The sequence below is a fragment of the Neobacillus sp. FSL H8-0543 genome (assembly GCF_038592905.1).
GTDB lineage: Bacteria > Bacillota > Bacilli > Bacillales > Cytobacillaceae > Neobacillus.
The window spans coordinates 3,355,414-3,381,472 of the sequence record NZ_CP151943.1 but is presented as its reverse complement, the minus strand read 5'-3'; the positions used below and the strand labels follow the sequence as shown (position 1 = coordinate 3,381,472).

The following is a 26,059-nucleotide window of genomic DNA, read 5'->3' as shown; positions in this document are numbered from 1 at the left end:
GAATGACAACTTACAAGCAGGATCGAAAGCAATTTTACTCAAATTTCCCAGCATTTTGGTCAAATTTATATGGTTCCGAATATAGTCTATATAATATTTTTTCAATAACAGAACAAACACATCAACTACTAAAAGAGGCGACTGAAAGATTGGGAAAGGTCTTTTTTAAAACGGCACACCTACTGCGTAGTCTTCCGGATACGCATCTCCTTGAGCTTGGTTTTCCGTCTGCCAGTCTGCCTTTTATTAGGATGAAAACCATTTGTCCTGAGTCAGTCATCTCTCGTTTTGATTTTGTATTGACAAAGGATGGTGTTAAAATGCTTGAATTTAATAGCGATACACCTACTTTTATTGTTGAATGTTTCCAGATAAATGAAAAGCTTTGTTCCGAATTTCGATACCTTAACCCAAACATCAATCAGGAACGACTACTCTCATCCGGTATTACAAGAGCAGTGCTTGATGCAACAGAAGGGATAAATTCTGCTAATGTTGTTTTTACTGCACATAACGATCATATTGAGGACTGGAATACGACTCATTATTTAAGTAGGTTATGTCAGGTGAAAAATCAAATCCTTCCAATGTCCGAACTCAGAATTACTGATGGCGCCTTGATAGATGCTGATGGATTTCCTATTGATGTGTTGTACCGTCAAACCTATCCTATTGAACACTTAATAAATGACCAGGAAACAGTATCGGGGGATCGAATCGGAATTGAACTTTTACAACTAGTACAGAAAAGGAAGATTTCTATAGTAAATCCTGTTTCTGCCTTTCTTCTCCAACCAAAGTCAATCCAATGTTTAATATGGGGATTAGCGGAGGAAAGAGCATTCTTTTCAAAGGAAGAACAACAATGGATTAAAGATTACATGTTACCGACTTACCTTGAACCTGACGTTTTTTTGGGGAATAGTTCATTTGTCAAAAAGCCGTCCTTTGGCAGAGAAGGTGACACGGTTACTATATATGATAAAGACACGAAGATTACATCTCAAAATTCCTTTCAAACATACAAAGAAGAGCTTCCCGTTTATCAAAAATATGTTCCACTTCCCACTACTACCTTAGAAACAGAAAAGGGAATAGAGGAGCTGTCGTATGTTTTCGGCTCATTCCTTATAGCTGGAAAACCAAGTAGTATTGGACTTCGTGCAGGTGGGAAAATCACAGGTAATGAATCCTACTATTTACCTGTTGGTTTAAGAAAAGACAATTAACTATCAACGAGTTGAATTTTTTATATGAGGAGGATTGTGAATGACGAATTTCTTGTTATATTTAGCCGTTTCACTTGGTTTACTATTGGTTGGTCTCTTTTTGATGGAAATAACAACAAAGGTAAAGGAATTTTCTCTAATGGCAAAAGGGAATAAAGCAGCAAGTTATGTACTTGGCGGAAGACTTCTTGGTCTGGCGATTGTTTTGTATTCTTCTCTTGCAAACTCCATATCGCTCATTGATATGATTTTATGGGGATCAATTGGCATCGTCGCACAAATTATTGTCTTTTATCTAGCAGAATGGCTCACACCACATTTTAATGTCAACCAAAGCATTGAGGAAGATAATCAGGCAGTCGGTATTTTCTTAATGCTTTTATCCATTTCAATTGGGATTGTCATAGCTGGAAGTTTAACCTATTGAAAAACGCATCATATTTGATGCGTTTTTTTCCTACAGACTTTGATAGGTACGCTTATCACAAATAACCAATAGTCTCGCATCTCTAGGAATAGGTTCATTCCATTTCTTTAAAATATTTAAATCACTTCGGTCAGCAATCAGTTGTGCGCCTTTTTCCTTCAGATGCTCATAAGCATCACCGTAGGTTCTCCATTCTGGCTTTAAGCTTACCTCCCAAAGATCGCTTCCATTATCCCCGTCCTGTCGACTTAACAATTGAGTGAAGAGGTGACTTGCGCCTTTTGTCTGGGCGGATTTTGCCATCAAATTGGAGACAGAACCATTGGATAAAATAAATTCATCAATTTTAACATGCTTGAAATTATCGACATGTCTTTCATTTAATATTTCTGCAATAGTATAAATATTCCCTTCGGTTCCTTCATCATATCGTTCAATGGAGGAGGCAACTAAGAGCGTTTTTCCATCTGCTAAATCCGGGTTGTTAATACCATCTGCGGCAAACAGTAAGACTGCCCTGGACTTTTCAATCTTTGCTTTCTTTAGTATGTCTACATCTGTAGGGCTCCCTTGAATATAATGAAACCGTTCGTGCTCAATTGGTGTCCTTTCCAATTCATCAATTAATACGATTTCTGTTGTGTCATCACCAAGAAAAAGCTCATTAACCGTATTTTTGCTTTTGGTGGTCCAACCCATGATAACAAAATGGTTTCCTCCATTATAAGTCATTCTTCCTTCCTCTTTTCTTCGCTTGTATTGTGAGACACCATCGATAATAATTCCAATGACCACTCCAAAAAGGCCAATTCCTAGCGTATAGACAATGAACATCGCCCAGGTTCTTCCTGCTTGGGTGACAGGATAAACGTCACCATACCCTACGGTAGTCATAGTTGTAAGAATCCACCAGACGGCGTGTAAAGAATTATCAAAAGTGTTTGGCTCTAGTAATCTCATTATTTCTGCATTTACTATAATGAAGAAAAAGGTAAAAAGGAGAACGGTCCGATACCTGTAACGCGATGCCGTAAGGATCAGTCTCCGGAAAAATATCATCTATTTCTCTCCTCTCTATGCTTCTTTAAAGAATCGATTCGTTTGAACTGGAACCCACAAGCTTGATTGTTCAAGCTGTCCTGCTAATGAATACAATAAATCCTCTCTTCCTTTTGCTGCCATAAACTGAACACCAACAGGTAGTCCTTCTTTACTTAGGTGAAAGGGTATCGTTATTGCCGGCTGTCCTGTTAAGTTCGCAAGCTGGGTAAAAGGAGTTCTTTTTAAATTGTTTTCTGCTACTTCTTCAACAATGCCCATTTTTTTCAGTATTCCGCCAATCCTAAGATTGCCCGCAACCTGCATCAGCCTTTTTTCGGAGGAGCTCGGCTCGAGCTCGCCAATTTTCGCAGCCAGCATAGCGGTTGTAGGGGTAAGGTAAAAATCATATGTTTCATGAAAGTTTTCCATCGCCATAGCAGCAATATCCCATTCTCTTAAGCTAAGGACGAATTCTTCCGCTGAGGTTGCCTTGCCTACTAAACCTAATATCCAGGTAGTCGTTTCGACATCGCTCATTCTTGCTTTACGGCCTAGAATTTCTTTAAGTGATGCTAACACTGCTGCCACTTCACCAAAGTACATCGTTAAGTAACTATGAGACAATTTTTTCCCATTAACGGGTGCCTCCATTTCGATAACATTATGTCCAAGCGATTCTAGGTATCTGGCTGTATTAATAACTGCTTCTTTGCATTCTGGGTGAACATCTGTTCCGAGAGGTGATTGAACAGAAAATGCGATGTTAAGCTTTTTATCTGGCGGAACTTGGACCTGGTTCAGATAACTGCCTTGGTATGGGAGGACATGAAATGCTGCTCCTTTTTCATAGACACTGATCGCATCAAGCATTGCTGCACTATCTCGAACAGAACGCGATAGTATTAAGTCCACTGATGCACCTTGCCAATACCTCCCATAAAATGGACCAACTGGTGTTCTGCCCCTAGTTGGTTTCATCCCGAATAGTCCGCAGTAGGCACCTGGAATACGAATGGACCCTCCACCATCATTCGCCCCGGCAATTGGGACCATTCCACTAGCAACTGCGGCTGCCGACCCGCCGCTAGAGCCACCTGGTGTAAGCTCAGTATTCCAAGGATTTCTGGCAGGTCCATAAACTTTCGGTTCTGTAATCCCCATTAGTGCGAACTCAGGAATGTTCGTTTGTCCCACAAAAATAGCGCCTGTTTTCCTAACATTTTTTATGTAATTTGAATCGGCCTTTGCCTTATAGTTTAGATACGCCTTCGAACCTAACGTAATCCGTTCTCCCTCTATTTCTTGTGCGATATCTTTAACCAGCATAGGGACACCCGCAAATGTTCCTGTTAAATCAACATTTTCTGCCATTTTTTCCGCTTTCTCATAAAATTTATTTATAACTGCATTCAGTTTTGGGTTATGCATTTCAATTGTTTTAATCGTCTCGATGAGAACTTCCTTTGGATGAACTTCTTTCTTTTTCATCAATTCAGAAAGTCCAAGACCATCATAGTTTTTATAAACAAATCCCTCCATTGCAATACCTCCCGATTCTTTCTTTTCCTTTATATTTCTATTGCCTATTCCAAAAATCCTTTATTAATAGTAAGGTGTATTTTGGAGTTTTTTACAAATTTTCAATATCATGTTGACAAATGGGTGATTATAGCTTATTATTATTAATTGTGCTTTAGATTTATGTAACTTGTAATTAACGAGAACGCAATGGTAGGATTTTTCTGGCATTCTACTTATGTTTTAAAAGTAAAACTTATTCACACTGGATCGGCTTAGGAGTCGTAAGGATGTAAGAGAGGTAGGGCTTACATCGTTTAGGTATAAAACCATCAGGTGGAAGAGTAACCGCGGCAAATTGGTCTTTTATAACCATTAATTATATATAAATTTTTACCTTGCGATGGATGATAAGACATGCAACCATACACAAGTTACTATTTACGATCCCTAATGGATCGAAAGCAAAAGAAGGCAGAGGATCTTGAATCCTCTGCCTTCGTCCAATTTTATAACCCTTTTTACATTAATCGCTATTGCTGTCTTGTTTTCACTTTTCCATTCGTAAACTTCCTGATTAACTGATTGATTACTTCAGAAAAAACAAGACCAAAGGCAATCGACCCAGATAGCAACGTCACCTTTACGCTTAAAGCTATTGCTAAATCATAATCGGCCAAAACAAATTGCCTCATCGCATCATAGGCCAGTCCACCAGGAACGAGTGGAATAATTCCAGCGACACTAAAAATAATTATTGGTGTCTTATAGAACTTTGCAAACTCTTGGCTGACAACTCCGATAAAAATAGTCGCGCAAAGTGTGGCTACTATCGCATTTCCCATATAATCCTCGGTTATATAATAAATTAGCCAACCGCCCATCCCGACAAGCCCACATTTGATTAATGATTCCTTCGGAGCATTAAAGATAACGCCAAAGGCAGCAGTAGCAATAAAACTGGTGATTAACTGTCCTAAAATGTCCATTCTGCTAGCTCCTTTTTACAAAAATGATAGTACAACTGCAATCCCTGATCCGATAGCAAAGGCCGTAAGCATTGCTTCAGCTCCCTTTGATAAGCCTGATACTAAGTGACCGGCCATTAAATCTCTGACTGCATTTGTTACTAGCAAGCCTGGTACTAAGGTCATAACAGAGCCAATAATAATTTTATCTAACTGGTGGCCTACTCCTATTTTCACAAAAATTAATGCAAATAAGCCGATGATAAATGAGGCTAAAAACTCCGAGAAAAACTTAACTGGAATAAAACGATGAAAATATAAAAAGCCAAAATAGCCCAACCCCCCGGAAAACATCGCAGGAATAAAATCATTCCATGCGCCCTTGAACATAATCATAAAACAGCCACTTGCAAGCGAGGCGGCAGCAACCTGAACCATGAACGGAAAGGTGACATTCAGAGCTTCTAATTCTTTTAACGATCTTAACGCCTCTTGGAGAGTAACTTCACCGCTGCTAATCTTTCTAGAAATACTGTTAACTAATGCTACCTTTTTTAAGTCAGTTGAACGTGCTGAGATTCGAATCAGCTTTGTTTTCGTCGGTTCGTCTCCTTCAGCAGAGAAAATGATTCCCGTTGGAGTGACATAGCTGTGTGTCTTTTCAATCCCAAAGGAAGCAGCAATCCGCATCATTGTATCTTCAACACGGTACGTCTCCCCACCACTTTGTAGCATAATTTTCCCTGCTAGCAGACAAACCTCCATTATTTCATAGGTTTCCCTTGTTTCTTTGTCCATTAATTTCTCACCACTATTTTCCTTCTTCATATGATTCCCTTAGTTTAATGAATAACAAGGATATTATCAACAAAAATCAAAAACGCCTAAACCTTGTGGCTGGCGTCTTAAAACAAAAATACTTTATGTCTTATGGAATTTTTTTGATATCAGTATTCCAGACAATTCACACCCACCAATCGTTCCCTTGTTCTATGAAATAGTCTGCTCAAGGGAACGATACCTTATAATCACTTTTGCTTATAATAGGTAATGGCTAATGCGAACGCCAACACAGTCCCTTTTACAATATCCATTGAATAATACGGGACAGATAGCATGACAAGCCCATTGGCAAGAATCCCAATTAGGACTGCTCCGATAAATGTTCCAAACGCATTCGCCTTTCCAGCTCCAAGAACCGAAAAACCGATAAAAGCGGCAGCAACTGAATCCATTAGGTAAGGAGCACCTGAATTAATTTCAGAGGTCATTACACGCGAGGCGAGAACAATCCCGCCAATAGCCGCAAAAAATGCTGACAACAAGTAGGCAGCAACTTTATATTTATTTACTGGAATTCCTGAAAGTCTTGCTGCTTCTTTATTCCCGCCTATCACGTACATATACCTTCCATGCTTTGTATACGTGAGGAAGATATGAACAATTGTCACGACTATTACCATTATGAGAATAATCCAAGGAACCTCACCAATTTTCGCGAAAAATGGACTAATAATTCCCTCAGCCATGGAACCATCAGGCATGACCATATTTTGCGAAACCGTAGCCCCTTTTGTATAAGTAAGTGCCATCCCTTGAATAATAAACATCGTCGCTAAAGTCATTAGCATATCGGGAATCCTCATCTTAACAATCATAAACGAGTTTAATGCACCAACAACTAGTGAGGCAGCGATTGCTGCAATAATCGCAACAAGGGTATTTTGTGAAAACCAGACAAACATTGATATCGTAACCGCATTGGCTAGCGAGGCAACGGAACCAACGGAAAGGTCAAAGCCATCCACGGATAAGGAGATGGTAATCCCGATTGCTATAATCGTAACGATCGATATCGAACGCAGGATGTTAATAATATTGTTACTAGAAATAAAGGCAGGATTAGCCACCGAAAATATAATAATAAGGGCGAAAATAGTAATTATCGTTCCATACTTATAAAAAAACTGAAATAAATCAAAAACCTTTTTCGCCGGGGTTCGATTCTTTGCTGAAAAATTTACCTCCATCTTACCTGCCCCCTGTTAAATAAAATAAAAGTTCTTCTTCGTTCGTAGACTCTGTTTCAAGTTCCTTCACTGACCTGCCATCATATAAAACATACACTCGATTCGTAATCCCAATAATTTCAGACAATTCCGATGATGCATAAATGACTGCTTTACCGCGTTTTGCCAGTTCAGTGATCAGGTTAAAAATATCCCTTTTTGCCCCGACGTCAACTCCCTTAGTTGGTTCATCAAATATATAGACCTCAGCCTCAGCAACAAGCCACTTTCCAATAGCAACCTTTTGCTGGTTCCCCCCAGAAAGATTTTGAACTTTCGTTTCCTCTGAAGGTGTCTTTATCCCAAGTCGCTTAATCAATTCCTTGGCTGCAATTTTTTCTTTTTTTCGGTCTATGAAACCTAGCATTCTTGAAAATCCTCCTAAGTTTGCTGCCGTTAAATTTGATTCAACAGATTCCTGAACAAGGATTCCTTCTTTCCGTCTTTCCTCGGGCACAAATGCCATCCCAACTTTCACCGCGTCAAAAGGGCTCTTTATCTTTAACTTGTTACCCTTTAGCACTACTTCTCCGCTTACTAACTTCCCCTCAGCACCAAATAAGGCTTTACAAAGTTCCGTTTTACCCGCACCTACTAGACCAGCAATACCGACAATTTCACCAGATTTTACATGCATGGAAAAATCTTTGATTTTTTCTTTATCTGTAAGCCCATTAACCTCAAGGACATTATTTCCTATATTCTTTGTTTTGTCGGGAAACTGTTCTCCTAGCTTTTTTCCGAGCATCTGCTCAATCACGTTGTTTTGTGTAGTGTCTGCAATCATTTGTCTGGCTGCCAGTTCACCATTTCTCATGATTGAAATCTCATCACAAATCTCAAAAATCTCTGGAAGTCGATGGGAGATAAAGATAATTCCAACCTTTTTCTTTTTCAAATCAGCAACAATCCGAAATAGTTCTTTCGTTTCCGTATGGCTAAGCGGTGCCGTCGGCTCATCAAGGATCAGAAATTTACATTCCTTCGAAACCGCGCGGGCAATTAAAATCATTTGTTTCTCAGCAAGGGTCAACTCACTAACAAGTTTCGTCGTTGACAGGTTAATATTCATACTAGCTAGTATCGATGAAGCTTTTTCATGAAGCTGCTTCCATTTCATCCAGTGCTTTTTTTCCATGTTATGTACCGTATCCATCAACATAATATTTTCACCAATCGTTAAATAAGGTACAAGCGCAGTATCTACTTCCTGATAAACAATTTGAATACCAGCATTCATTGCATCTTTTGGTGTACGTATTTTAAGGGATTTTCCATCTAGCGAAATTTCACCTGAATAATGGTCATAAGCACCTGAAAGAACCTTCATCAAAGTGGATTTTCCAGCACCGTTTGCCCCAATTAATGCATGGATTTTACCTATTTCCATAGAAAAATCAACCTGGTTCAACGCCTTTACCCCTGGAAATTCGATTGAGATGTCTTTCATTACTAACGTAGTCATGCTGTCCCTCCTTTAATGGAAAACACTCTCTTAATCTTTTGAAAAAGAGAGTGTGCTTTGGTTAACCCTTTTACTTCTTATAGTGTTCTTTTAATTTCTTCATCCACTCTTCTTCAAAAGCTGTGGACTGTCCCCAGCCTTCAATAATTTCAGCTAAGTTCACCATGTTTACAGGGTCTTTAGATTTTTGTAAATCTGTTTGGGAAATGAGAGATGCCTCTAAATCATAGGTTTGCGGTGTTTCTTCACCCGCTAATTTCTTAGCCAGCAATCTCATATTAACGGCACCAATTAGTTTGGGATCTACTGCAGCAGTGTACTTCCATGCACTGCCTTCTCTTTGAATTTCCTGTAAATCCGCATTCGATACGTCAATTCCATAGAGTTTCACTTCTTCTCTTCCAGCTTCTTTAAGGGCACGAGCGGCACCGATGGCAAATGCATCCCAAGTAGCAAAAATCGCATCCAGCTTGCCCTTAGGATATTTATTTAGCATGGCAGCTACTGCATTTTGTGTTTGTACGCTTGTATCTGCAGACGCAATACCAAAGCGTTCTACTTCCTTAATTCCAGGGTTTTGCGAAAGTATTTCCTGATATACTTTATTACGTCTAACCATTGGCGGGAATCCGTCAACCCAAAGGTAGGCAATATTTGCTTCTCCATTTGTTTCCTTTACTAATTGCTCAAGTGCGAGTGTTGCTAAGGCTTCATCATCCTGGGAGGTTAGTGTTACTCCTTCGACATTTGTTAGGTTTGCATTTGAGTCAAAGGCAACAACACTTTTCTTCGCATCCACAAGTTCCTGCACGTCATTAACTGTTGCATCATCGTCACCATGAGAAATAATGAATCCGTCATAGTCCTGATTTAAAGCCTGGTTAATGGCATCATGGAATTTTGCTGTGTCACCATTAGCAGTAAACACATCTACTTGGAAGCCTAATGCTTCTCCCTCTTGCTTGGCACCCGCTAAAAATTGAGCAGTATGATCGTCACCGCCAATTTTACGTATCACCTTTATTTTCGGCTGATCGCCTTTGGCAAATCGTTCTGGTACCCCTTCAATGGCAGTGTTCCCGTTGGTTGGTTTAGTTTCTCCCCCGGACGCACAGCCTGTGAGTAGAAGTGTTGCGGCAATAGCTGAAACCAATGTACTTTTAATAAAATTTCTTTTCATGTTTATTACTCCCTCTTTTTGTTTTTACGTGCATTCCTACCTACCGTTTCTCCATAGAGAGGTTTTAAAAAAACAAAAAACCTCTCCAGAAAAGAGAGGTTTCATCACAAAAAGAAGGACTACTCCTCTCTTATCTTTCAAAACAAAATCACTTTGTTTTGCAGGATTTAGCACCAATTCCAAACGGAACGGTTGCTGGGCGTCATAGGGCCAGTCCCTCTGCCACTCTTGATAAGAGAACGTACTATTCATTTACTCTATTAAAGTATTAAATTTAATTTAAACTCCTATAAACAATTTGTCAATAGTATTTTCTTAATATTTATAATAATTAAAGTTTTGGATACAAGTGATAATTGGATCGTTTTGGATTACTAAAGAGGCATTCATTGGAATATGGTTAACAATTTAGGTATGATAATACTTAGTAAACCGAAATATTCAAATGAAAGAAGTGTCGCTAACATGAATCAATTAAAGTCAGCCAAGCGCAATGTAGTGATCATGTGGTTTTCTAACTTCTTCATCGCAGGAAGTATGACGATGGTTCTGCCGTTTATTTCTTTGTACATAGAGACTTTTGGTGATTTCTCCGAGAAATACGTGCAACATTGGTCCGGGTTAACGTTTGCTGTTACATTTGTTTCAGCATTTATCTTTTCACCCATTTGGGGGAGGATTGGAGACCGATTTGGACGTAAAAAGGTCCTTATCATTTCCGGTATCGGAATGGGTATATCCATTTTTTTAACGGGCTATGTCGAATCTGTTTGGCAATTATTTTTCTTACGCTTTACCATGGGATTTTTTACTGGCTTTATTCCGATGTCACAGGCATTTATCTCTACACAGACACCGAAAGAAATCGCAGGCCGGGTACTCGGTACACTTCAAACAGGCAGTATTACAGGTTCATTACTCGGACCGTTGCTTGGAGGTTTGCTAGCTGATTCCCTTGGTTACTCGCTCACATTTAGGTGGACTTCCATCGCGATTTTCATTTCAGCCATACTTGTCTTTGCCACAAGAGAATATAAAATCGAGGTTAGTAAAGGGACAAAATCCCATTATTCAAGCAGGGAAGTGCTTGGGCATATTATTCGTAATCCCGTCCTTTTAACAGTCTTACTAATCTCAGCACTTGTTCAAATTGCCCACTTTAGCATTCAACCAATCTTATCTTTATTTGTAAGTGACCTCCATGGAACGACAAACATTGCTTTTTACTCGGGAATTGCCTTTTCGGCGGCTGGTCTTGGGAACCTCCTGATGTCTAGAACTTGGGGAAGGTTTGCCGATAAATATGGATATATAAAAATTCTTGTGATTCTGCTGTTTTTCTCAGGAATCATTTATCTTCCTGGAGCAGTGATAACGGATTATTGGCAGCTTGTCATCATTCGGTTCATACTCGGTATAGCTATTGGTGGAATTATTCCCGTCCGGATCGCTTATATTCGCCAAGAGGCTCCGATCGCGATGCAAGGTGAGGTCCTGGGCTACAATACAAGCTTAAGATTCCTTGGCAATATTATTGGTCCAATGTTAGGCGGATTTATTTCAGGTTACCTGGGCTTCTCTGCCGTTTTCGTTAGTACGAGTGTTTTGTTAATACTTAGTGGATTCATTTTGCTGGCTGCCATGCAACGCCATCCAAAACTCATTAAAAATCATGCGTAGTTGGAAATAAGAAAAAGCAGGAAGGGCATTCCTGCTTTTTCTATTTGTTTATTTTATTGTGCGCAGCCATAAAATCTACATCTTGATAGTAACTATTTTTGACTAAAATATTGGGTCCTAAGCAGGAAACAGCAGGGCAATGACAGCTTAGTTCCTTTGCCGTCGTTGATGATTGCCACGTTTCATAGGCAGCTAACAGATCTGTCATTTGGATATTTCCAAGCGGTGGGGTATCACCAAAATCCGTAACTATAATATCACCGTTAAATATATTTACGTTAAGACGAGAACGACCATCGGGATCATTCCTAATTGTTACATTTTTAGTTTTGTAAAGCCTTTTTAGTAATTCAAGATCCTCATCTATATTACTGCATGCATAGAATGGCAACGTTCCAAACAACATCCACACTTTTTCATCACGGATATCTAGGAGATGATGGATTGCGTTCCTTATTTCAGTAAGTGTCAAGGATTCTAGACTGCTAGCATAGTCGCTTGGATACATCGGATGCACCTCATGACGCTGACAGAGCATTTCATCAACGATTTGCCGATGGATTTTTTCCAAATGTGGCAGTGTTCGCTTATTAAGCATCGTTTCTGCTGATACCATTACACCGGCTTTTACTAACTCGCGACTATTTTCTATCATTCTCTTAAAATATTTTTCTCGTTGCTGATAATCTGGCTTTCGTTCCATTCTCGCAAAACCGCCCTCAACAAAATCATCAACCGTTCCCCAGTTGTGTGAAATATGTAGGACATCTAAATAGGGCGTAATCATTTCATAGCGGTCAAGGTCAAGCGTTAAATTGGAGTTCATTTGCGTTCGAACACCGCGTTCATGTGCATATTTCATGAGCGGGACCACATAGTTTTTGACGGAAGAGAGAGATAGCATGGGCTCTCCACCTGTAATACTAAGAGACCTAAGGGTTGGTATCTCCTCTAGCCTGTGCAATAGTAAATCTAGAGATAAAGCTTTTGGATCCTTTGTCTGGAGTGTATAGCCTACTGCACAATGCTCACAGCGCATATTACAAAGCGTTGTCGTTGTAAATTCGATATTTGTAAGCTGCGGCTTCCGATATTGTTCAATATCTAAATAGGCTTCCCATGGATCATAATCAGGACTTATTTTTTTCATAAAGGACATCGTTAACTCCTTACTATCAGTAGTATCAAAACCATTCTATTATAGCTGATAAGAGATTTTTCATCTAATTTACTCGTTGCCTTTACAAAAACTTATTCTATACAGGATTAAACCATACATAAAATAGCCATTTTCACCAAAAAATATATGGATGCTACGAAAACAAGTGGGATGGTGGTAAAAAGGGATGGAAATGCAACCCTTAAGTGAAGTTGAAAAACTCGCCTTAAAGAAGATAAAAATTTTCAGACAAAGCCTTTTACGGTATATTTTACGGGCAATGCTTGCAAGTATGTTTATTGGTTTCGGAGTCATTGTTGCCTTTAAAACTGGCAACTTCTTTTACACCGTCCATTCACCCTTTGCCTATCCGATGGCAGCTCTGACTTTTGGTTCTGCAATTATCTTAATTGCCTATGGTGGTGGCGACCTTTTTACTGGTAATACCTTTTATTACACCTATACCGCACTACGAGGAAAGTTGGCATGGCTTGAGGTAATTCAACTTTGGGTTAGTAGTTATATCGGAAATATTTTAGGTGCAGCTGTTTTTGCCTTGCTGATTTTTACTACAGGACTTTTTGCTGATTCATCAGTAAATGGATTTTTATTAAAAGTTGTTGAACAGAAAATGCAGGTTCCGACAATTGAATTGTTTTTCCGGGGAATCCTTTGTAACTGGCTCGTTTGCTTGGCCTTCTTTCTTCCAATGAGCCTAAAGGGCGATGGACCGAAAATGTTTTCAATGATGCTATTTGTTTTTTGCTTTTTCATTTCAGGCTATGAACACAGCATAGCCAATATGTGTACCTTTGCGATCGCACTGGTGTTGAATCATCCAGGAACAATTTCGTGGGGTGGTGTGTTTCACAACCTAATACCTGTAACCATTGGTAACTTAATAGGTGGAGGCATTCTAATGGCGTGGATGTATCATTTTGTCAATAAACCGTTTTTAGATGAATATAAAGAATAATCCGCATGCGAAAACATGCGGATTATTCTTTAATAAATCTGCTATCGACAAATTCCCGGGAAATATCATCAAAAACATCCGGCAGTCGACAATTAATAAGAATATTCAAAAAATAACAATAATTGTAACAGAGAATCTTTTCTTTGTACTATACCTTATTCTTACTTAAAAAATATAAATATCCCTTAATCATGAAGTAGCTTACATCCTCTGGTAGAATTTCCTTGATAGGCTTTAGGCGGTCCCGGCCAGCTTCTTCAACAGCCTTTTCTATTAATAGAATGTATTCACTAGAAATTAGCCTAGTAAAGTCAACTTCCATTCCTTGCCCGGCACATTGTAATAAATGATTTTCAACGGTACTAATGGCAAGCTCCCTTTTTTCTGCAATTTCATTTATTGATAAATGTTGTTGATGTAATTCAAATGTCTCTAAGTGTGAATCACCAATTGCTTTCTTAGGAGTGGGCTTTTTCGGAGCTGTTGCCGCTCCCATTTCGGGTTGACGTTCTGGGTGAGCTTCGCAAAACATACGAATTGCCTGTATGAACTCAAGGCCATATTTCTGCAACTTATGCTCACCGACTCCACTTACTTGTAGTAGTTCCTCATTTGTTTTTGGAAGTTTTGCACACATATCTTTGAGGGTGGCATCGGAAAAGATTACAAATGGCGGCACCTTTGCCATTTCAGCAATGGTTCTTCTTACCTCACGCAGCGTTTCAAATAATGGATCGTCCTTTGCAATTTCCCTAACCTTAACTGTTTCCCTGCGATAAACCTGTTCCTTCCCTAGGAGGATGTCTTTTCCTTTCGGCGAAACATATAGTGTTGGAAACTGCCCTTGCTCAATCGCAATTAACCCCTGTGAAATCAAGAATTCAATAAATTCACTGACCTCTTTTGCCCCTCTATTTTTCATAATTCCATAGGTGGGGAGTTTGTCAAAGCCCATCTCTGTTACCTTTTTATTTTTTGATCCAGTTAATACTTGAGCGGTAATGGTTTTGCCAAACCGCTGTCCCATTCGAATCACACACGACATAGCCATTTGGGCTTCTTTCGTTACGTCATTACTTGTTCGGGAGTCAAGGCAATTTCCACAGCGACCACATGGCTTCGTTTCGGTTTCACCAAAGTATTGTAAAATAAATTCCTGCAGACAGTTTTCAGTATGGCAGTAGTCAACCATCTGCTGTAGCTTTTCTAATTCCTGTGTCATCCGGATTCTATCGCTTGATTGATCAATTAAAAAACGTTGAATCTGTACATCCTGGGAAGCATGGAGGAGGATACACTCACTGTCAAGTCCGTCACGTCCAGCACGGCCTGCTTCCTGATAATAGCTTTCCATGTTTTTAGGAAGTTGAAAATGAAGGACATAACGAATGTTTGACTTATCTATACCCATTCCGAAAGCAGATGTAGCGACCATCACCGATGCTTCATCATTTAAGAACCGATCCTGCTCGCGGATTCGTTCATTATCCCCCATCCCTGCATGGTAGCGGGCAACATTGATATTTTCCTTTTTCAACCTTTCATAAAGCTGATCAACATTTTTCCTTGTAGCCGCATAAATAATACCAGCTTCCTTCTGATTCTTTTTCAAATAGTCGAGGAAAAATCGCAGCCTGTCCTGTCCTTTAACAACAGAAAAAGATAAATTTACCCGTTCGAAGCCAGTAAGGATTGAATTTCCTTCATCAATTTCGAGTGAATCGCAAATATCCTCACGTACCCTTGGTGTCGCTGTTGCGGTAAGAGCTAGTACGGTCGGATTTTGTGGAAGATTATGTACCATTTGTTGGATATGACGATAGCTTGGGCGGAAGTCATGTCCCCATTGCGAGATACAATGTGCCTCGTCCACTGCTACTAACGGAATTTCCATTTGTTTAAGGTCTTCGATAAATTCTCGTGATTCTAAACGTTCCGGTGCAATATAAAGGAGCTTATACTTTCCTTGCTTCGCTTCGCGAATTCGTTCACTTGCTTCCTTAAAGGTTAGCGAGCTGTTAATATAGGTTGCCGAAACACCGACCTGCACGAGTGCATCTACCTGGTCCTTCATTAAGGAAATAAGCGGTGAAATTACGATGGTTGTACCTGGAAGGACTAATGCTGGGATTTGATAGCAAATCGATTTCCCACCACCAGTTGGCATGACGCAGATGGTATTATTGCCGGACAAAACGGATTGTATTGCTTGCTCTTGTCCGTTGCGGAAAAAGGAATAACCAAAATATGATTCTAATAAATGGCGTGCTTTTTCAATCAAAATTGTCTCTCCTTTCTACTAACTAAATTACTCTCTCATTATAACCTAGTTTTTTATTATTTTACCTAGCCTTTTGAAGACACTTTATAATTATATTTTCTTAAGATTAAAAGGACTATCGATATACCTCGACAGTCCTTTCATCTTATTATTTGAAAATACCTTATCCCTGTGAAAGAATCTCTTTCAATTCCTTCCGCAGAACGAATTTTAGGATTTTCCCACTTGCATTACGTGGCAGTGCTTCACAAAATACGTATTTACGTGGGCGTTTGTAATTCGCAAGACTGTCGCTATTTTTGCAATAATTCTCAAGATCTTCTTCGGTTAGATTAGGATCCTTTTTCACAATAAATGCTGTAACTGTTTCGCCCCAGCGATCGTCTGGTTGACCAATCACAGCGACATCTAGTACCCCCTCATGTGCATGTAAAACATCTTCTACTTCACGAGGGTAAATATTCTCTCCACCGCTGATAATCATATCATCTACACGGTCATTTACAAACAGATATCCTTCCTCATCAAGATATCCAATGTCACCTGAATGGTACCAGCCTTTATACATTGCCTTTTCGGTCGCTTCTTCACGCCCAAAGTAGCCAAGCATCATACAAGGACCTTTAACGATGATTTCCCCGGTCTCTCCCGCTGGAACGACATCATCAGGGTCTGATGGTCCGTCCTCCCTTGTGCGGACAATCCGAATATCATGACTTAATGCGGCTTGACCTGCAGAACCAGCTTTTCTAAGCTGGTCATTCTCTGACAAAAAGGTAATCGCTGGACCCATTTCTGTCATCCCATAAGCTTGGATTAAAGAAATACCTAATCTGTCATGAACAGCATGAACAAGTGATGGTGCCATTGGGGCTGCGCCGTATAAACCAAGCTTTAGACTTTCAATATTATATTGACTTAAATCCTCTTGAAGAATCATATTCCACATAGTAGGTGCTGCAAAGAATTTCGTGATTTTTTCCTGGCCAATTAATTGCAGGATTACCTTTGGATTAAATTGGTGGAGAATTACATTTCTTGCACCAACATGGATTCTAGGTAAAAAAGCACAATGTAACTCAGCACAATGGAACATTGGTGCTGTCACAAGACCTACGTCCTCCGATTCGAGTTTTCCAGCTGCAATGCAGAGTAAACTTTGGTCCACCATGTTTCGGTGACTGTGCATAACTCCTTTTGGTCTTCCAGTTGTTCCACTTGTATAGATAAACGCGTAAATATCATTTTCATCTACTTCAACCTCAACAACGTCTACAGGAGCCGCTGCAAGTTTATCCTGATAACTAGCTGCATAGGCTGGTGCCTCCTCATCTATAAACCAGAAAGAAGTTGCTTCAAATCGATTTTCAATAGCAGCAATGACAGGTTCCAAGGCTTTTTCAAAAAGAACAACCTTTGGCATTGCATCTGCAATAATATAGGCTACCTCTTCAGGCATTAAACGGAAATTAATCGGATTGAAGATAGCACCGAGCTTAGCACAAGCAAAAAAGGCAGTCCCTAATTCTTCTGTATTAAAGGTGAAGGCAGAAACACGGTCACCTTTTTTTACTCCTTCCTTCAACAATGCATTTGCCAAGCGATTAACCTGCTCATTCCATTCCATGTAGGTAAAACGAATATTCTTTCTCACATCGTAAATAGCTTCCTTATTCGGAAATTTTTTCACCGTTAAATCAAATATTTTTCCAATCGTTGTCATCTTAACTCCTCCAATTTTAAAATAAATCTTATAATCCCAGGTTTTTGGCAATGATTGTTTTCATGATTTCATTTGTTCCAGCGTAAATACTTGAGACTTGAATATCGCGGAATCGTCTGGCAATCTCATACTCCTCCATATATCCATAGCCGCCATGCAACTGCATGCATTCACCAGCAATTTTCTTCGCTGTTTCCGTCAATTTATATTTCGCCATGGAAACCTTGGTCACAACATTCTGACCATCCACATGTTCAGCAATCAGCTGATCTAAAAACGCTCTGCCCATTTCGATATCAGTCGCCATTTCAGCTATTTTAAACTGAGTATTTTGGAATTGGCTAATTGATTTCCCAAAAGCTTCACGGCTTTTTGCATAGTCAATGGTTACTTTAAGCATCGTTTCAGCAGCTGTTTGCGCAGCTATTGCGACAAGAAGGCGTTCCTGCTGAAGTTTATCCATCATATACAAAAAGCCCTTGCCTTCCTCGCCAATCAGATTTTCTTTCGGAACTCTGCAATCCTCAAAAATCAATTCGGCAGTATCCTGGCAATGCAACCCAACCTTGTTCAGTTTTCTTCCCCGTGAAAAACCAGGTGAATCTCTTTCAATCATTAGCAGACTAACACCTTTATGCTTAGGCACGGCCTGGGGGTCTGTTTTACAGGCAACAAGTATCAAATCTGACTGGATTCCATTTGTAATAAATGTCTTTTGGCCGTTTACAATATAGTGGTCACCTTCAAGCCTGGCAGTTGTTTTGATATTTGCTAAATCCGATCCTGTACCCGGTTCCGTCATCGCAATAGCAGAGATTAATTCACCGCTAGCACACCGAGGTAGCCAGCGTTCTTTCTGTTCCTCGGTCCCAAACGCTGTGATATAAGGAATAACAATATCACTGTGAAGTCCTAACCCGACTAAACCAGAGCCAACACGTTCAAGCTCTTCATTTATGACGACCGAGAAACCCCAATCTACTCCGCTACCTCCATAATTTTCCTCCAAATCAGGGCAGAGGAATCCTTGCTCCCCCATTTTCCTCCAAAAAGATCGGGGAATTATTCTTTCTTCCTCCCATTGATCATAAAAGGGATATGCTTCTTTTTCCAAAAACCTCCTGAGTGATTTACGAAAAATTTCATGCTCTTCATTTAAGTATGGATGTTTCATAATTAACGCCCCTTTTTATTTGTAAACGTTTTCTACTTATGCGACATTTGGTTCATTTTTTGACGAAGTTGATATTTTAGTATTTTTCCTGATGCATTTCTTGGCAGCTGTTCCTCTATGACAATTTTCCTCGGCACCTTAAAGCCAGCAAGTTTTTGACGACAAAAGCTCTTTAACTCCTCTTCATCAATAACCGCCCCTTCTTTGGGTACGATGATTGCACATACCACTTCTCCCCAAACTTCATCAGGCAAACCAATAATCGCTGCATCCAATATTGCTGGGTGCTCAAAAAGAACACCTTCCACTTCAACGGAATAGACATTCTCTCCTCCAGTGATAATCATGTCCTTTTTCCGATCAACAAGCGTGATATATCCCTCTTCATCAATCGTTGCTAAATCACCGGTATACAGCCAACCGTCTTTAATCGTACTTTTTGTTTCCTCTGGCTTTTTATAGTACTCTTTCATAACCATTTCGCTTTTTATGATAAATTCACCAACCACTCCTGGCTTTACGTCAAATCCTTTTTCATTTACGACACGTGATTCGGTTAAGAAGATTGCTTTCCCGCCTTTGCCTAAATGGTGCTCATGTCCTTCTGGATCAAGGAGAATTCCACCAGGTCCACCTTCGGTCAAACCACAAAGATTATAGAACTGGTCAGTCTTAAATAGCTGGATACTTTTTTTCACAAGCTCTGGCGCCATTGGTGCGGCCCCATACCCACACCTACGGATAGACGACAAATCGTATTCAGCTACATTGGGTACTTGTAAAAGAAAATTAAACATCGCCGGGACTCCAAAAAAGTGAGTGATTTTGTGTTCTTGAATGGCTTGTAGTGTTTTTACTGGATGGAAATCACGATGAATGATGTGCGTTGCACCTAGGGCAACACCTGAGATTAGGAATAGATTTAGTTGTGCTGAGTGGAATAGTGGTGCAACATGTAAAATACGCTCATGAGGACGAAGGCCCATGTTTATCGTGACAGCGATTCCCACTTTAAAGACTCGATTATGATCAAATAGAGCCCCCTTCGGTCGGCCCGTTGTTCCTGAGGTGTATAAAATTTCTAAGTCGTCCTGTTCATTGACAGTTACCTCTGGCTCATTGTCATTATTAGATAAAGCGCTTTCAAACGATAGGTAGTTTTCCCTACTTGGTTCGCCAATGGTAATCACCATACGTACATCACTAGATTCTGAAGCAACTGCAATCGTATCTTCAAACTCCTTGTCGCAAACGACTGCAACAGCATCTGCTTGCTCCAATATGTATTGAACTTCAGAAGAGGTTAAGCGGAAGTTTACGGGTACTGCTACAGCTCCAATTTTTGCAATCGCGAAGAAACTGAAAACAAAATGGTCAGAGTTTTTCATCATTAAAGCAACCTTTTCACCCTTGTTCACACCTTTTTCTAACAAACCATTTGCAAGTTTGTTGACCTCTTCATTAAATTGACGGTACGTATAGCTCCTTCCTTCACATTCAATTGCAAGCAGTTCAGGAAATTTACGGGCATTCTGAGACAATAGGTTACCAATGTTCACTAGTTATACCTCCTCATAAAATCACTCCAATCTATTATACCAAAGTATACGAATTTTTAGAATATTATATTAATAGAATTTCTCATACTATCTATTTATACTAAGTATTTTTGCGTATTTTGTAGAATGATATTTATTGAGTATTCGAAAATTAGGGTATTATAATAGAATTTGGCAATATAAAATAGTAGCGATGAAGGTGCAAAACAGACGGAGAAACGAAGTCTAGTAAAACACGAAGAGGTCAGGACCCTAGTAAAATGCGAACTGACCTTTTCTAAATTCTCCAAGAAACAGTGGAATTTATGTTTTCTAGTTATCATTTTATAGTAATTTCCGTTATCATTAAATTAAGTATTCAAAGAATTAACGGAGGAATCTAATGCAAAAGAGAAAATTGGTAATTACACATGAGATTGATCAAAATCATATTAAACAAATTAAAGATCTTATCCCTGAGTGGGAATTAATTGTTGGCAAAAACAAAGAGATATGGCAAAAGCATATAAAGGATGCTGAAATTATAGCAGGCTGGAAAAAAGGGTTAGAGGATGAATGTCTCGCTCCCGATTCCAAACTCAAATGGCTCCAGACATGGAGTGCAGGAGTCGATAGCCTACCGCTTGAAGAATTCGAATCTAGAAATATGGCCGTAACTAGTGCGAATGGAGTACATGTCTATCCTATTTCAGAAACAATTTTTGCCTTAATGCTTGGCTTAACACGGAAGATACATACCTACGTGAAGAACCAACAAGCAAAAACATGGCATCACTCGGGAATGAAGCTTGAAATGCATGAAAAGACGATTGGAATCATTGGCGTTGGTGCGATAGGTAAAGAAGTAGCTAAGATTTCAAAAGCGTTTGGGATGAATGTACTAGGTGTACGCCATTCAGGAAAACCCGATATGTTTGTCGATGAAATGTATACTGCCAGCCAACTACATTCAGTACTTCCAAACTGCGATTATATCGTTGTTACCTTACCTCTTACAAGGGAAACACATCGTTTATTTGGTTCGAAGGAATTTAGCCAGATGAAGTCCTCTTCCTTCTTTATTAACATTGGCCGTGGTGAAATTGTCGTTGAGGAAGATTTAATTAATGCATTGCAACATGGAACAATCGCGGGTGCAGGTTTAGATGTGTTTGAACAAGAACCATTAACTATTGATAGTCCTCTATGGGAAATGGATAATGTAATTATCACCCCGCACACTTCAGGTTCAACAGAGCATTATAGTAAGCGGGTCATTGAAAATATTTTTATCCCAAACTTAAAAACCTATATCAATGGAAATGCGCCAAACATTAATCTTGTGAACTTTTCAAAGGGGTATTAAGAAAAGCGGAAGCGCCTCGGCAGCTTACGCTAGACAAAACAAAGGAGCAATTCAATACAGCCGGTTGTAATACAATGGAAAAACTTATTGCTGGTGCGGATGGAATATTAACTAACCGCCCTGATTTATTGCTTGAGTTATTAGAAAATACAAGGTAAAGGAGTAATTAGATGAATTTTGGGGATTTTAGTATTTTAGCAATTATTTTGGCAGTTGTAGCGAACATGGTAATTGGAGCTCTTTGGTATTCTCCTATTCTGTTTTCTAATATATGGGTAAAAGCGCTTGGAAAGAAAATGGAGGATATTGACCCTAAGGGAGCAAACGTTGGGTATCTTTTAACAACTCTCGGCGGGATATTAACAGCTATTATCCTTTCATTGTTCATCACCTTATTAGATACTGTTACCATTTTGGATGGTGCATTAATTGGATTTCTTATAGGTTTAGTTGCCTCTTTCAGAGAATTATCTCCAACCTTCTTTGAAAGCCGCAAATACACTTTATTTTTCATTAGTGCTGGCTACCATATCTTTTCGCTTACTGTCATGGGTATAATCATTGCTGCTTTCATTTAGTAGTGAAACGTTTAAGGGTGCCCTTTTTTACAAGGCACCCTTCATTTTATGACTTTTTATATTTTCCTGGGCTAAATTATCATTTAGAATCCCACCTTATAAAAAGGGAAGATGCCGTTAAACATCTTCCGTGATTATTTCTAATATATCGTTTGGACACCTTTTCCTGCAACGGTCATCCACTCAAATTGACGCAGTCTTACTTCAAATAATGTCAATGGGTCACGGAACATTTCAGGATTAGTATTCATCTTTTTGAGTATATCTTGGTTTGCTGCAATTTCAGAACGTGCTTCTTCAACTGCTTGATTTAGCACATTATGTGGGCTTCTGAAAAACATGGTAATATCGCGTTCTAATGATTTTTCAAACAGCTCAAACTGTTGAAAAAAGCGATCAATTACTGTTGTCACAGTTTCTGAATATTGTTCGTTTTTCACAAAAGATTTGTACCGGTTATTAAGCATTGCTTTATTTTGGGTGATCGCTCCAAATAGTTTCCCTGCACTTTTCAACAAAAGTTGTGAGGGAGTATTTCGAAGTAAAATATTCACTTTATCTAATTTGAAATGGCTAGTCATCCTGTCAGTATCTCGATGCCAATCATCAAGCACCCTAAAGTCACAAGCAGGATTAATACGGTCTTCCCCGTATAAAGCATTAAATCCTTCTGACATTTCCTCTAAAAATGCCTGACTTTCTTCGAATTCCTCTTCTGCACTCGTAATCCAGCCTTGCAGAGCGGTGTAGTATTTCGGCATCAATACCTGCTCCAAATAGTCTTGAATTCTATTATTCATCTCATTATTTAATTCGACATGAATATTGATAAAACTACTATCATCAGTAATTAACTCTGCACAGTCCTGAAGCATTTTTGGAACTACTTCAGCAATTTCGTTTTGAATCGATTCTTTAATGGCTTTGTATGACCTTGTTATCGTCGTTGCTTTTTGCGACTCTGCATCCTTAAGCTGATTAACAGCGCCGTTTAATTTCATTAGCACCTCTTCATTCCAGCGTACCGAATCAATCAACTGATTTTCAACATCAATTCGTTTTTCCAATAGACTCGTAATCGTTGACCGGATAAAGAATAATAGCATCGCCAATCGTTTATCCGCTATATTCCTAATATTTTTATTCGACTGGATAAACTCTCTTAATTCGGCCAACTGTTGCCTGCTTTCATATTGTGATGAAAATGCAAATAGCCGGGCATCAGGTAAAAAGGAATGAATCGCCACTTTTGTTTCATCAAAAATTCGATAAGCATCCTGTTCAGTTGGGATAGTGTCCATTTTATTCAATATGAAATGGACAGGAGTATTAGGTGCTAAATCATGTATTTGCGCTAGTGTGGCACGCTCTTTATCTGTAAAAGGAGTATTGGCATCCAGGACAAATAAAACTGTATCGGCGACATGAAGATACTCCAATACTTCAGAGCGGTCCTGCGGCGTCCCCTTCATTCCAGGTGTATCAAGAAGAGTTAGACGTTGTTCCTGCAAAAAAGGGATTGGCTGTTTGAATTCAATAATTGATTCAAAAGCATTCCTTCGCCGATCCATTCGTTCTTGAAATTTTGATAAATCAGAGAGCTGACTCGTTTCAAAATCGGTGATTTCAGAAATGCACAATTCCTCTGAGTCTCTAAACAACACTGCAGTAGAAGTTGGGCTATCCTGTACTTCTTCTCCAAGGATTGCATTTACAAATGTCGACTTTCCGCAACCACTAAAGCCAATAACTAACATATGCTGCGTGTCAAAATCGATTAATTGTTCAACCATCCATTTCAATCTGTTATTCTCACCCATATCATGTGCTTTGGCCCAATCTAAGATCGATTCAAATAACGATAAACACTCCTCAAGCTCATCCATATTGTTTTCCGTCATCAAGAGAAGTCTTTCTGCCTCACTGACAATTTCCATACTAATGCTTGCAGGAAAAAGTTCATTCCAAGAAAGAACAGCGGCAGAGGCTAATACGGTCTCTGCTGGATATCCTAATCTTAGCCAATTGGTCAATAAATCCGGTATTAGTTCCTCTAACTTTTTAATGGAATAATTTCCACTTATTAGACTAAAGTAGGTTTCTTTATGAATTTTTGAAAGGTACTGAAAGTCTTCATTTTGCTTAATATCAAGATTTAATAGCAGATGATTAACCTCTTTTAACCAAGTAAAATAGTTCTCTTCATTTTTGTAACTAACCCATAGGGAAACTGTCAGTTGTTCAAACCTCTTCTGATCAATAACAAACAGATCAAATAGTGCTTGTAAGAAGTAGTTTGGTGCAAAGTTTTTGGTCACACCTTTTTCAACATACAAATTTACCGTTTCAAACCAATCTAATGAACCTGTTCGTTTGGCTTCATTGTTAGCCAACTCAACAGCATTCTTCCAATCAAGCTGAGTCTCAAAAAATTCACGGGCCATCTGTGTTACATTTGTATAATCAGGGTTTAAATTGATTATCTTTTTAATAATCTGAATAGCTGAGTCAATCTTGCCGCGTTCGATATACAATTCAAATAATTCTAGTGCTATCTCTGTGTTTAACGTAGGATTATTTGTTTCTATTGCCAGGTAAAGGTCCTCCGCATTAGACAACAGCCCCGTTTCAAAATAGGCATCGGCAATATTTTTCTTCGCCCAAGGCCCAAGTTCGCCCGTAATGGTTTCCCATTTAAAAATCGCGGCCTCATAATCCTTATAGTGAAAATATAACTCACCCTGTGCAAATCGAATGGCTGTTAAATCCGCCATGTCTTTTTGCAGTTCTTCCTGATAAGCATCACCTAGGACACGAATCGGTTCAACTTGTTCCATTTCATTTATAAAAATTTGGTAATATTCCTTTTGAATTAATTGATACTCTAATGTCATTTCTGTCCCTCCAGTAACCACCACTTCTATGTCATTCATATGGAAAAGAGGCAGATTTATTCCTAATACTATTCGAACCATATGACCAATTTTTGTCTTAATTATTACAATTCTATCAAACTGATTTTAACATAGGATGACAGGATTGTTTCATTTATAAGTCAATGGAGACAGGTCTTTTCTAATATTATTAAGAAATTCCTATTATGGCTAAATTGCAGGTATAATAAGTAAAAATACTAAAAGGAGCCAATATCTTGGAAAAGACTCAAGCCGTTTTTTTAGCAAAGCATATTGAAAAATCCTCCCCTCTCTCATTTGAGATTAAAAAATTAGTCCTGGTCAGCGGTACCTTACCAAAATTTCATCAATGGACAAATGGTAAAAAAGTAGTGGCAGGATATGAAATTACCCAACTCGATAGTGACACGAGCTATTATTTTTTATTTATCGATTGGCACCGGAACGACAATTATTATCTAGTAATTTATACACATAATAAATCAACGACAGTAGCAGAAATAAGACAAGTAGAAGAAATTGATGGATTGCTCCAGTTTGTTTGGTCGTACAATCCATTAAAACGTGATGGTAAAAATGACCAAAGGAAAGCCTACTTTAAGCAAATGTTCGGCACAACAACCGTACACATCAAACTTCCAACTGAGGAAATAGGTGTAGAAAGATTTTGTGAACAAATGTTTAAACTTTGTCTAAATCGGATGACTGCTGATCGGATTGTGGATATATTTGATTCTACTAATTAGAAAAGAAGGAAGACTAATTCAGTCTC

At 39.0% G+C, this 26,059-nt stretch carries 20 protein-coding genes and 1 riboswitch; of the genes, 7 read left to right on the top strand and 13 right to left on the bottom strand.

Annotated elements, in window-relative coordinates; all coding sequences use genetic code 11:
- Window positions 1–2 precede the first annotated feature (2 nt).
- Window positions 3–1,229: a glutathionylspermidine synthase family protein gene (locus NSS81_RS16795; RefSeq protein ID WP_342429819.1), complete on the top strand. Its 1,227-nt coding sequence runs from the start codon at window positions 3–5 to the stop codon at window positions 1,227–1,229.
- A gap of 40 nt (window positions 1,230–1,269) precedes the next feature.
- A complete protein-coding gene (locus NSS81_RS16790) occupies window positions 1,270–1,656 on the top strand; it encodes a DUF350 domain-containing protein (RefSeq protein WP_342429818.1) in 387 nt (128 codons plus the stop codon).
- Between the two features lie 30 nt (window positions 1,657–1,686).
- On the opposite strand, the gene NSS81_RS16785 is transcribed toward NSS81_RS16790, so the two are convergent.
- The 7 genes from NSS81_RS16785 to NSS81_RS16755 form a co-directional block, all read right to left on the bottom strand.
- Complete coding sequence (locus NSS81_RS16785; protein ID WP_342429817.1) at window positions 1,687–2,715, bottom strand: ion channel; 1,029 nt, start codon at window positions 2,713–2,715, stop codon at window positions 1,687–1,689.
- A gap of 15 nt (window positions 2,716–2,730) precedes the next feature.
- The gene (locus NSS81_RS16780; RefSeq protein WP_342429816.1) at window positions 2,731–4,236 is read right to left on the bottom strand and encodes an amidase family protein; all 1,506 of its coding nucleotides are present in this window, start codon (window positions 4,234–4,236) and stop codon (window positions 2,731–2,733) included.
- A gap of 512 nt (window positions 4,237–4,748) precedes the next feature.
- Complete coding sequence (locus tag NSS81_RS16775) at window positions 4,749–5,204, bottom strand: threonine/serine exporter family protein (protein ID WP_342429815.1); 456 nt, start codon at window positions 5,202–5,204, stop codon at window positions 4,749–4,751.
- 15 nt (window positions 5,205–5,219) lie between these two features.
- The gene (locus NSS81_RS16770; protein ID WP_342434055.1) at window positions 5,220–5,981 is read right to left on the bottom strand and encodes a threonine/serine exporter family protein; all 762 of its coding nucleotides are present in this window, start codon (window positions 5,979–5,981) and stop codon (window positions 5,220–5,222) included.
- A 230-nt stretch (window positions 5,982–6,211) separates the two neighbouring features.
- Window positions 6,212–7,213, bottom strand: coding sequence for an ABC transporter permease (locus tag NSS81_RS16765; protein WP_342429814.1), 1,002 nt, complete (start codon window positions 7,211–7,213; stop codon window positions 6,212–6,214).
- A gap of 1 nt (window position 7,214) precedes the next feature.
- The gene (locus tag NSS81_RS16760; RefSeq protein ID WP_342429813.1) at window positions 7,215–8,717 is read right to left on the bottom strand and encodes a sugar ABC transporter ATP-binding protein; all 1,503 of its coding nucleotides are present in this window, start codon (window positions 8,715–8,717) and stop codon (window positions 7,215–7,217) included.
- A gap of 70 nt (window positions 8,718–8,787) precedes the next feature.
- Window positions 8,788–9,897: a sugar ABC transporter substrate-binding protein gene (locus tag NSS81_RS16755; RefSeq protein WP_342429812.1), complete on the bottom strand. Its 1,110-nt coding sequence runs from the start codon at window positions 9,895–9,897 to the stop codon at window positions 8,788–8,790.
- A gap of 127 nt (window positions 9,898–10,024) precedes the next feature.
- A riboswitch (SAM riboswitch) is annotated at window positions 10,025–10,135 on the bottom strand.
- Window positions 10,136–10,311: 176 nt separating this feature from the next.
- On the opposite strand from NSS81_RS16755, the gene NSS81_RS16750 reads away from it, so the two are divergent.
- Entirely contained in the window at window positions 10,312–11,577 is a 1,266-nt protein-coding gene (locus NSS81_RS16750) for an MFS transporter (RefSeq protein ID WP_342429811.1), read from the top strand.
- 40 nt (window positions 11,578–11,617) lie between these two features.
- On the opposite strand, the gene yfkAB is transcribed toward NSS81_RS16750, so the two are convergent.
- Complete coding sequence (yfkAB, locus tag NSS81_RS16745) at window positions 11,618–12,736, bottom strand: radical SAM/CxCxxxxC motif protein YfkAB (protein ID WP_342429810.1); 1,119 nt, start codon at window positions 12,734–12,736, stop codon at window positions 11,618–11,620.
- Window positions 12,737–12,923: 187 nt separating this feature from the next.
- Between yfkAB and NSS81_RS16740 the strand changes: the two genes are divergently transcribed.
- A complete protein-coding gene (locus tag NSS81_RS16740; RefSeq protein ID WP_342429809.1) occupies window positions 12,924–13,712 on the top strand; it encodes a formate/nitrite transporter family protein in 789 nt (262 codons plus the stop codon).
- Window positions 13,713–13,860: 148 nt separating this feature from the next.
- Here NSS81_RS16740 and recQ read toward each other — a convergent pair whose 3' ends face one another.
- The 4 genes from recQ to NSS81_RS16720 all read right to left on the bottom strand — a co-directional run bounded on the left by recQ (window position 13,861) and on the right by NSS81_RS16720 (window position 20,449).
- Window positions 13,861–15,993: a DNA helicase RecQ gene (gene recQ / locus NSS81_RS16735; protein WP_342429808.1), complete on the bottom strand. Its 2,133-nt coding sequence runs from the start codon at window positions 15,991–15,993 to the stop codon at window positions 13,861–13,863.
- Between the two features lie 163 nt (window positions 15,994–16,156).
- Window positions 16,157–17,716: a fatty acid--CoA ligase gene (locus NSS81_RS16730; protein ID WP_342429807.1), complete on the bottom strand. Its 1,560-nt coding sequence runs from the start codon at window positions 17,714–17,716 to the stop codon at window positions 16,157–16,159.
- A 28-nt stretch (window positions 17,717–17,744) separates the two neighbouring features.
- A complete protein-coding gene (locus tag NSS81_RS16725) occupies window positions 17,745–18,890 on the bottom strand; it encodes an acyl-CoA dehydrogenase family protein (protein ID WP_342429806.1) in 1,146 nt (381 codons plus the stop codon).
- Window positions 18,891–18,922: 32 nt separating this feature from the next.
- Window positions 18,923–20,449 carry a long-chain fatty acid--CoA ligase gene (locus NSS81_RS16720; protein ID WP_342429805.1) on the bottom strand — a complete coding sequence of 509 codons (1,527 nt, stop codon included), beginning with the start codon at window positions 20,447–20,449 and terminating at the stop codon, window positions 18,923–18,925.
- A gap of 382 nt (window positions 20,450–20,831) precedes the next feature.
- On the opposite strand from NSS81_RS16720, the gene NSS81_RS16715 reads away from it, so the two are divergent.
- Both NSS81_RS16715 and NSS81_RS16710 read left to right on the top strand, forming a co-directional pair.
- Complete coding sequence (locus tag NSS81_RS16715; RefSeq protein WP_342429804.1) at window positions 20,832–21,794, top strand: D-2-hydroxyacid dehydrogenase; 963 nt, start codon at window positions 20,832–20,834, stop codon at window positions 21,792–21,794.
- Between the two features lie 170 nt (window positions 21,795–21,964).
- Entirely contained in the window at window positions 21,965–22,372 is a 408-nt protein-coding gene (locus NSS81_RS16710) for a DUF1761 domain-containing protein (RefSeq protein WP_342429803.1), read from the top strand.
- Between the two features lie 140 nt (window positions 22,373–22,512).
- On the opposite strand, the gene NSS81_RS16705 is transcribed toward NSS81_RS16710, so the two are convergent.
- Window positions 22,513–25,305, bottom strand: coding sequence for a dynamin family protein (locus NSS81_RS16705; RefSeq protein ID WP_342429802.1), 2,793 nt, complete (start codon window positions 25,303–25,305; stop codon window positions 22,513–22,515).
- Between the two features lie 218 nt (window positions 25,306–25,523).
- On the opposite strand from NSS81_RS16705, the gene NSS81_RS16700 reads away from it, so the two are divergent.
- Window positions 25,524–26,033 carry a hypothetical protein gene (locus tag NSS81_RS16700; RefSeq protein WP_342429801.1) on the top strand — a complete coding sequence of 170 codons (510 nt, stop codon included), beginning with the start codon at window positions 25,524–25,526 and terminating at the stop codon, window positions 26,031–26,033.
- Window positions 26,034–26,059: the final 26 nt, after the last annotated feature.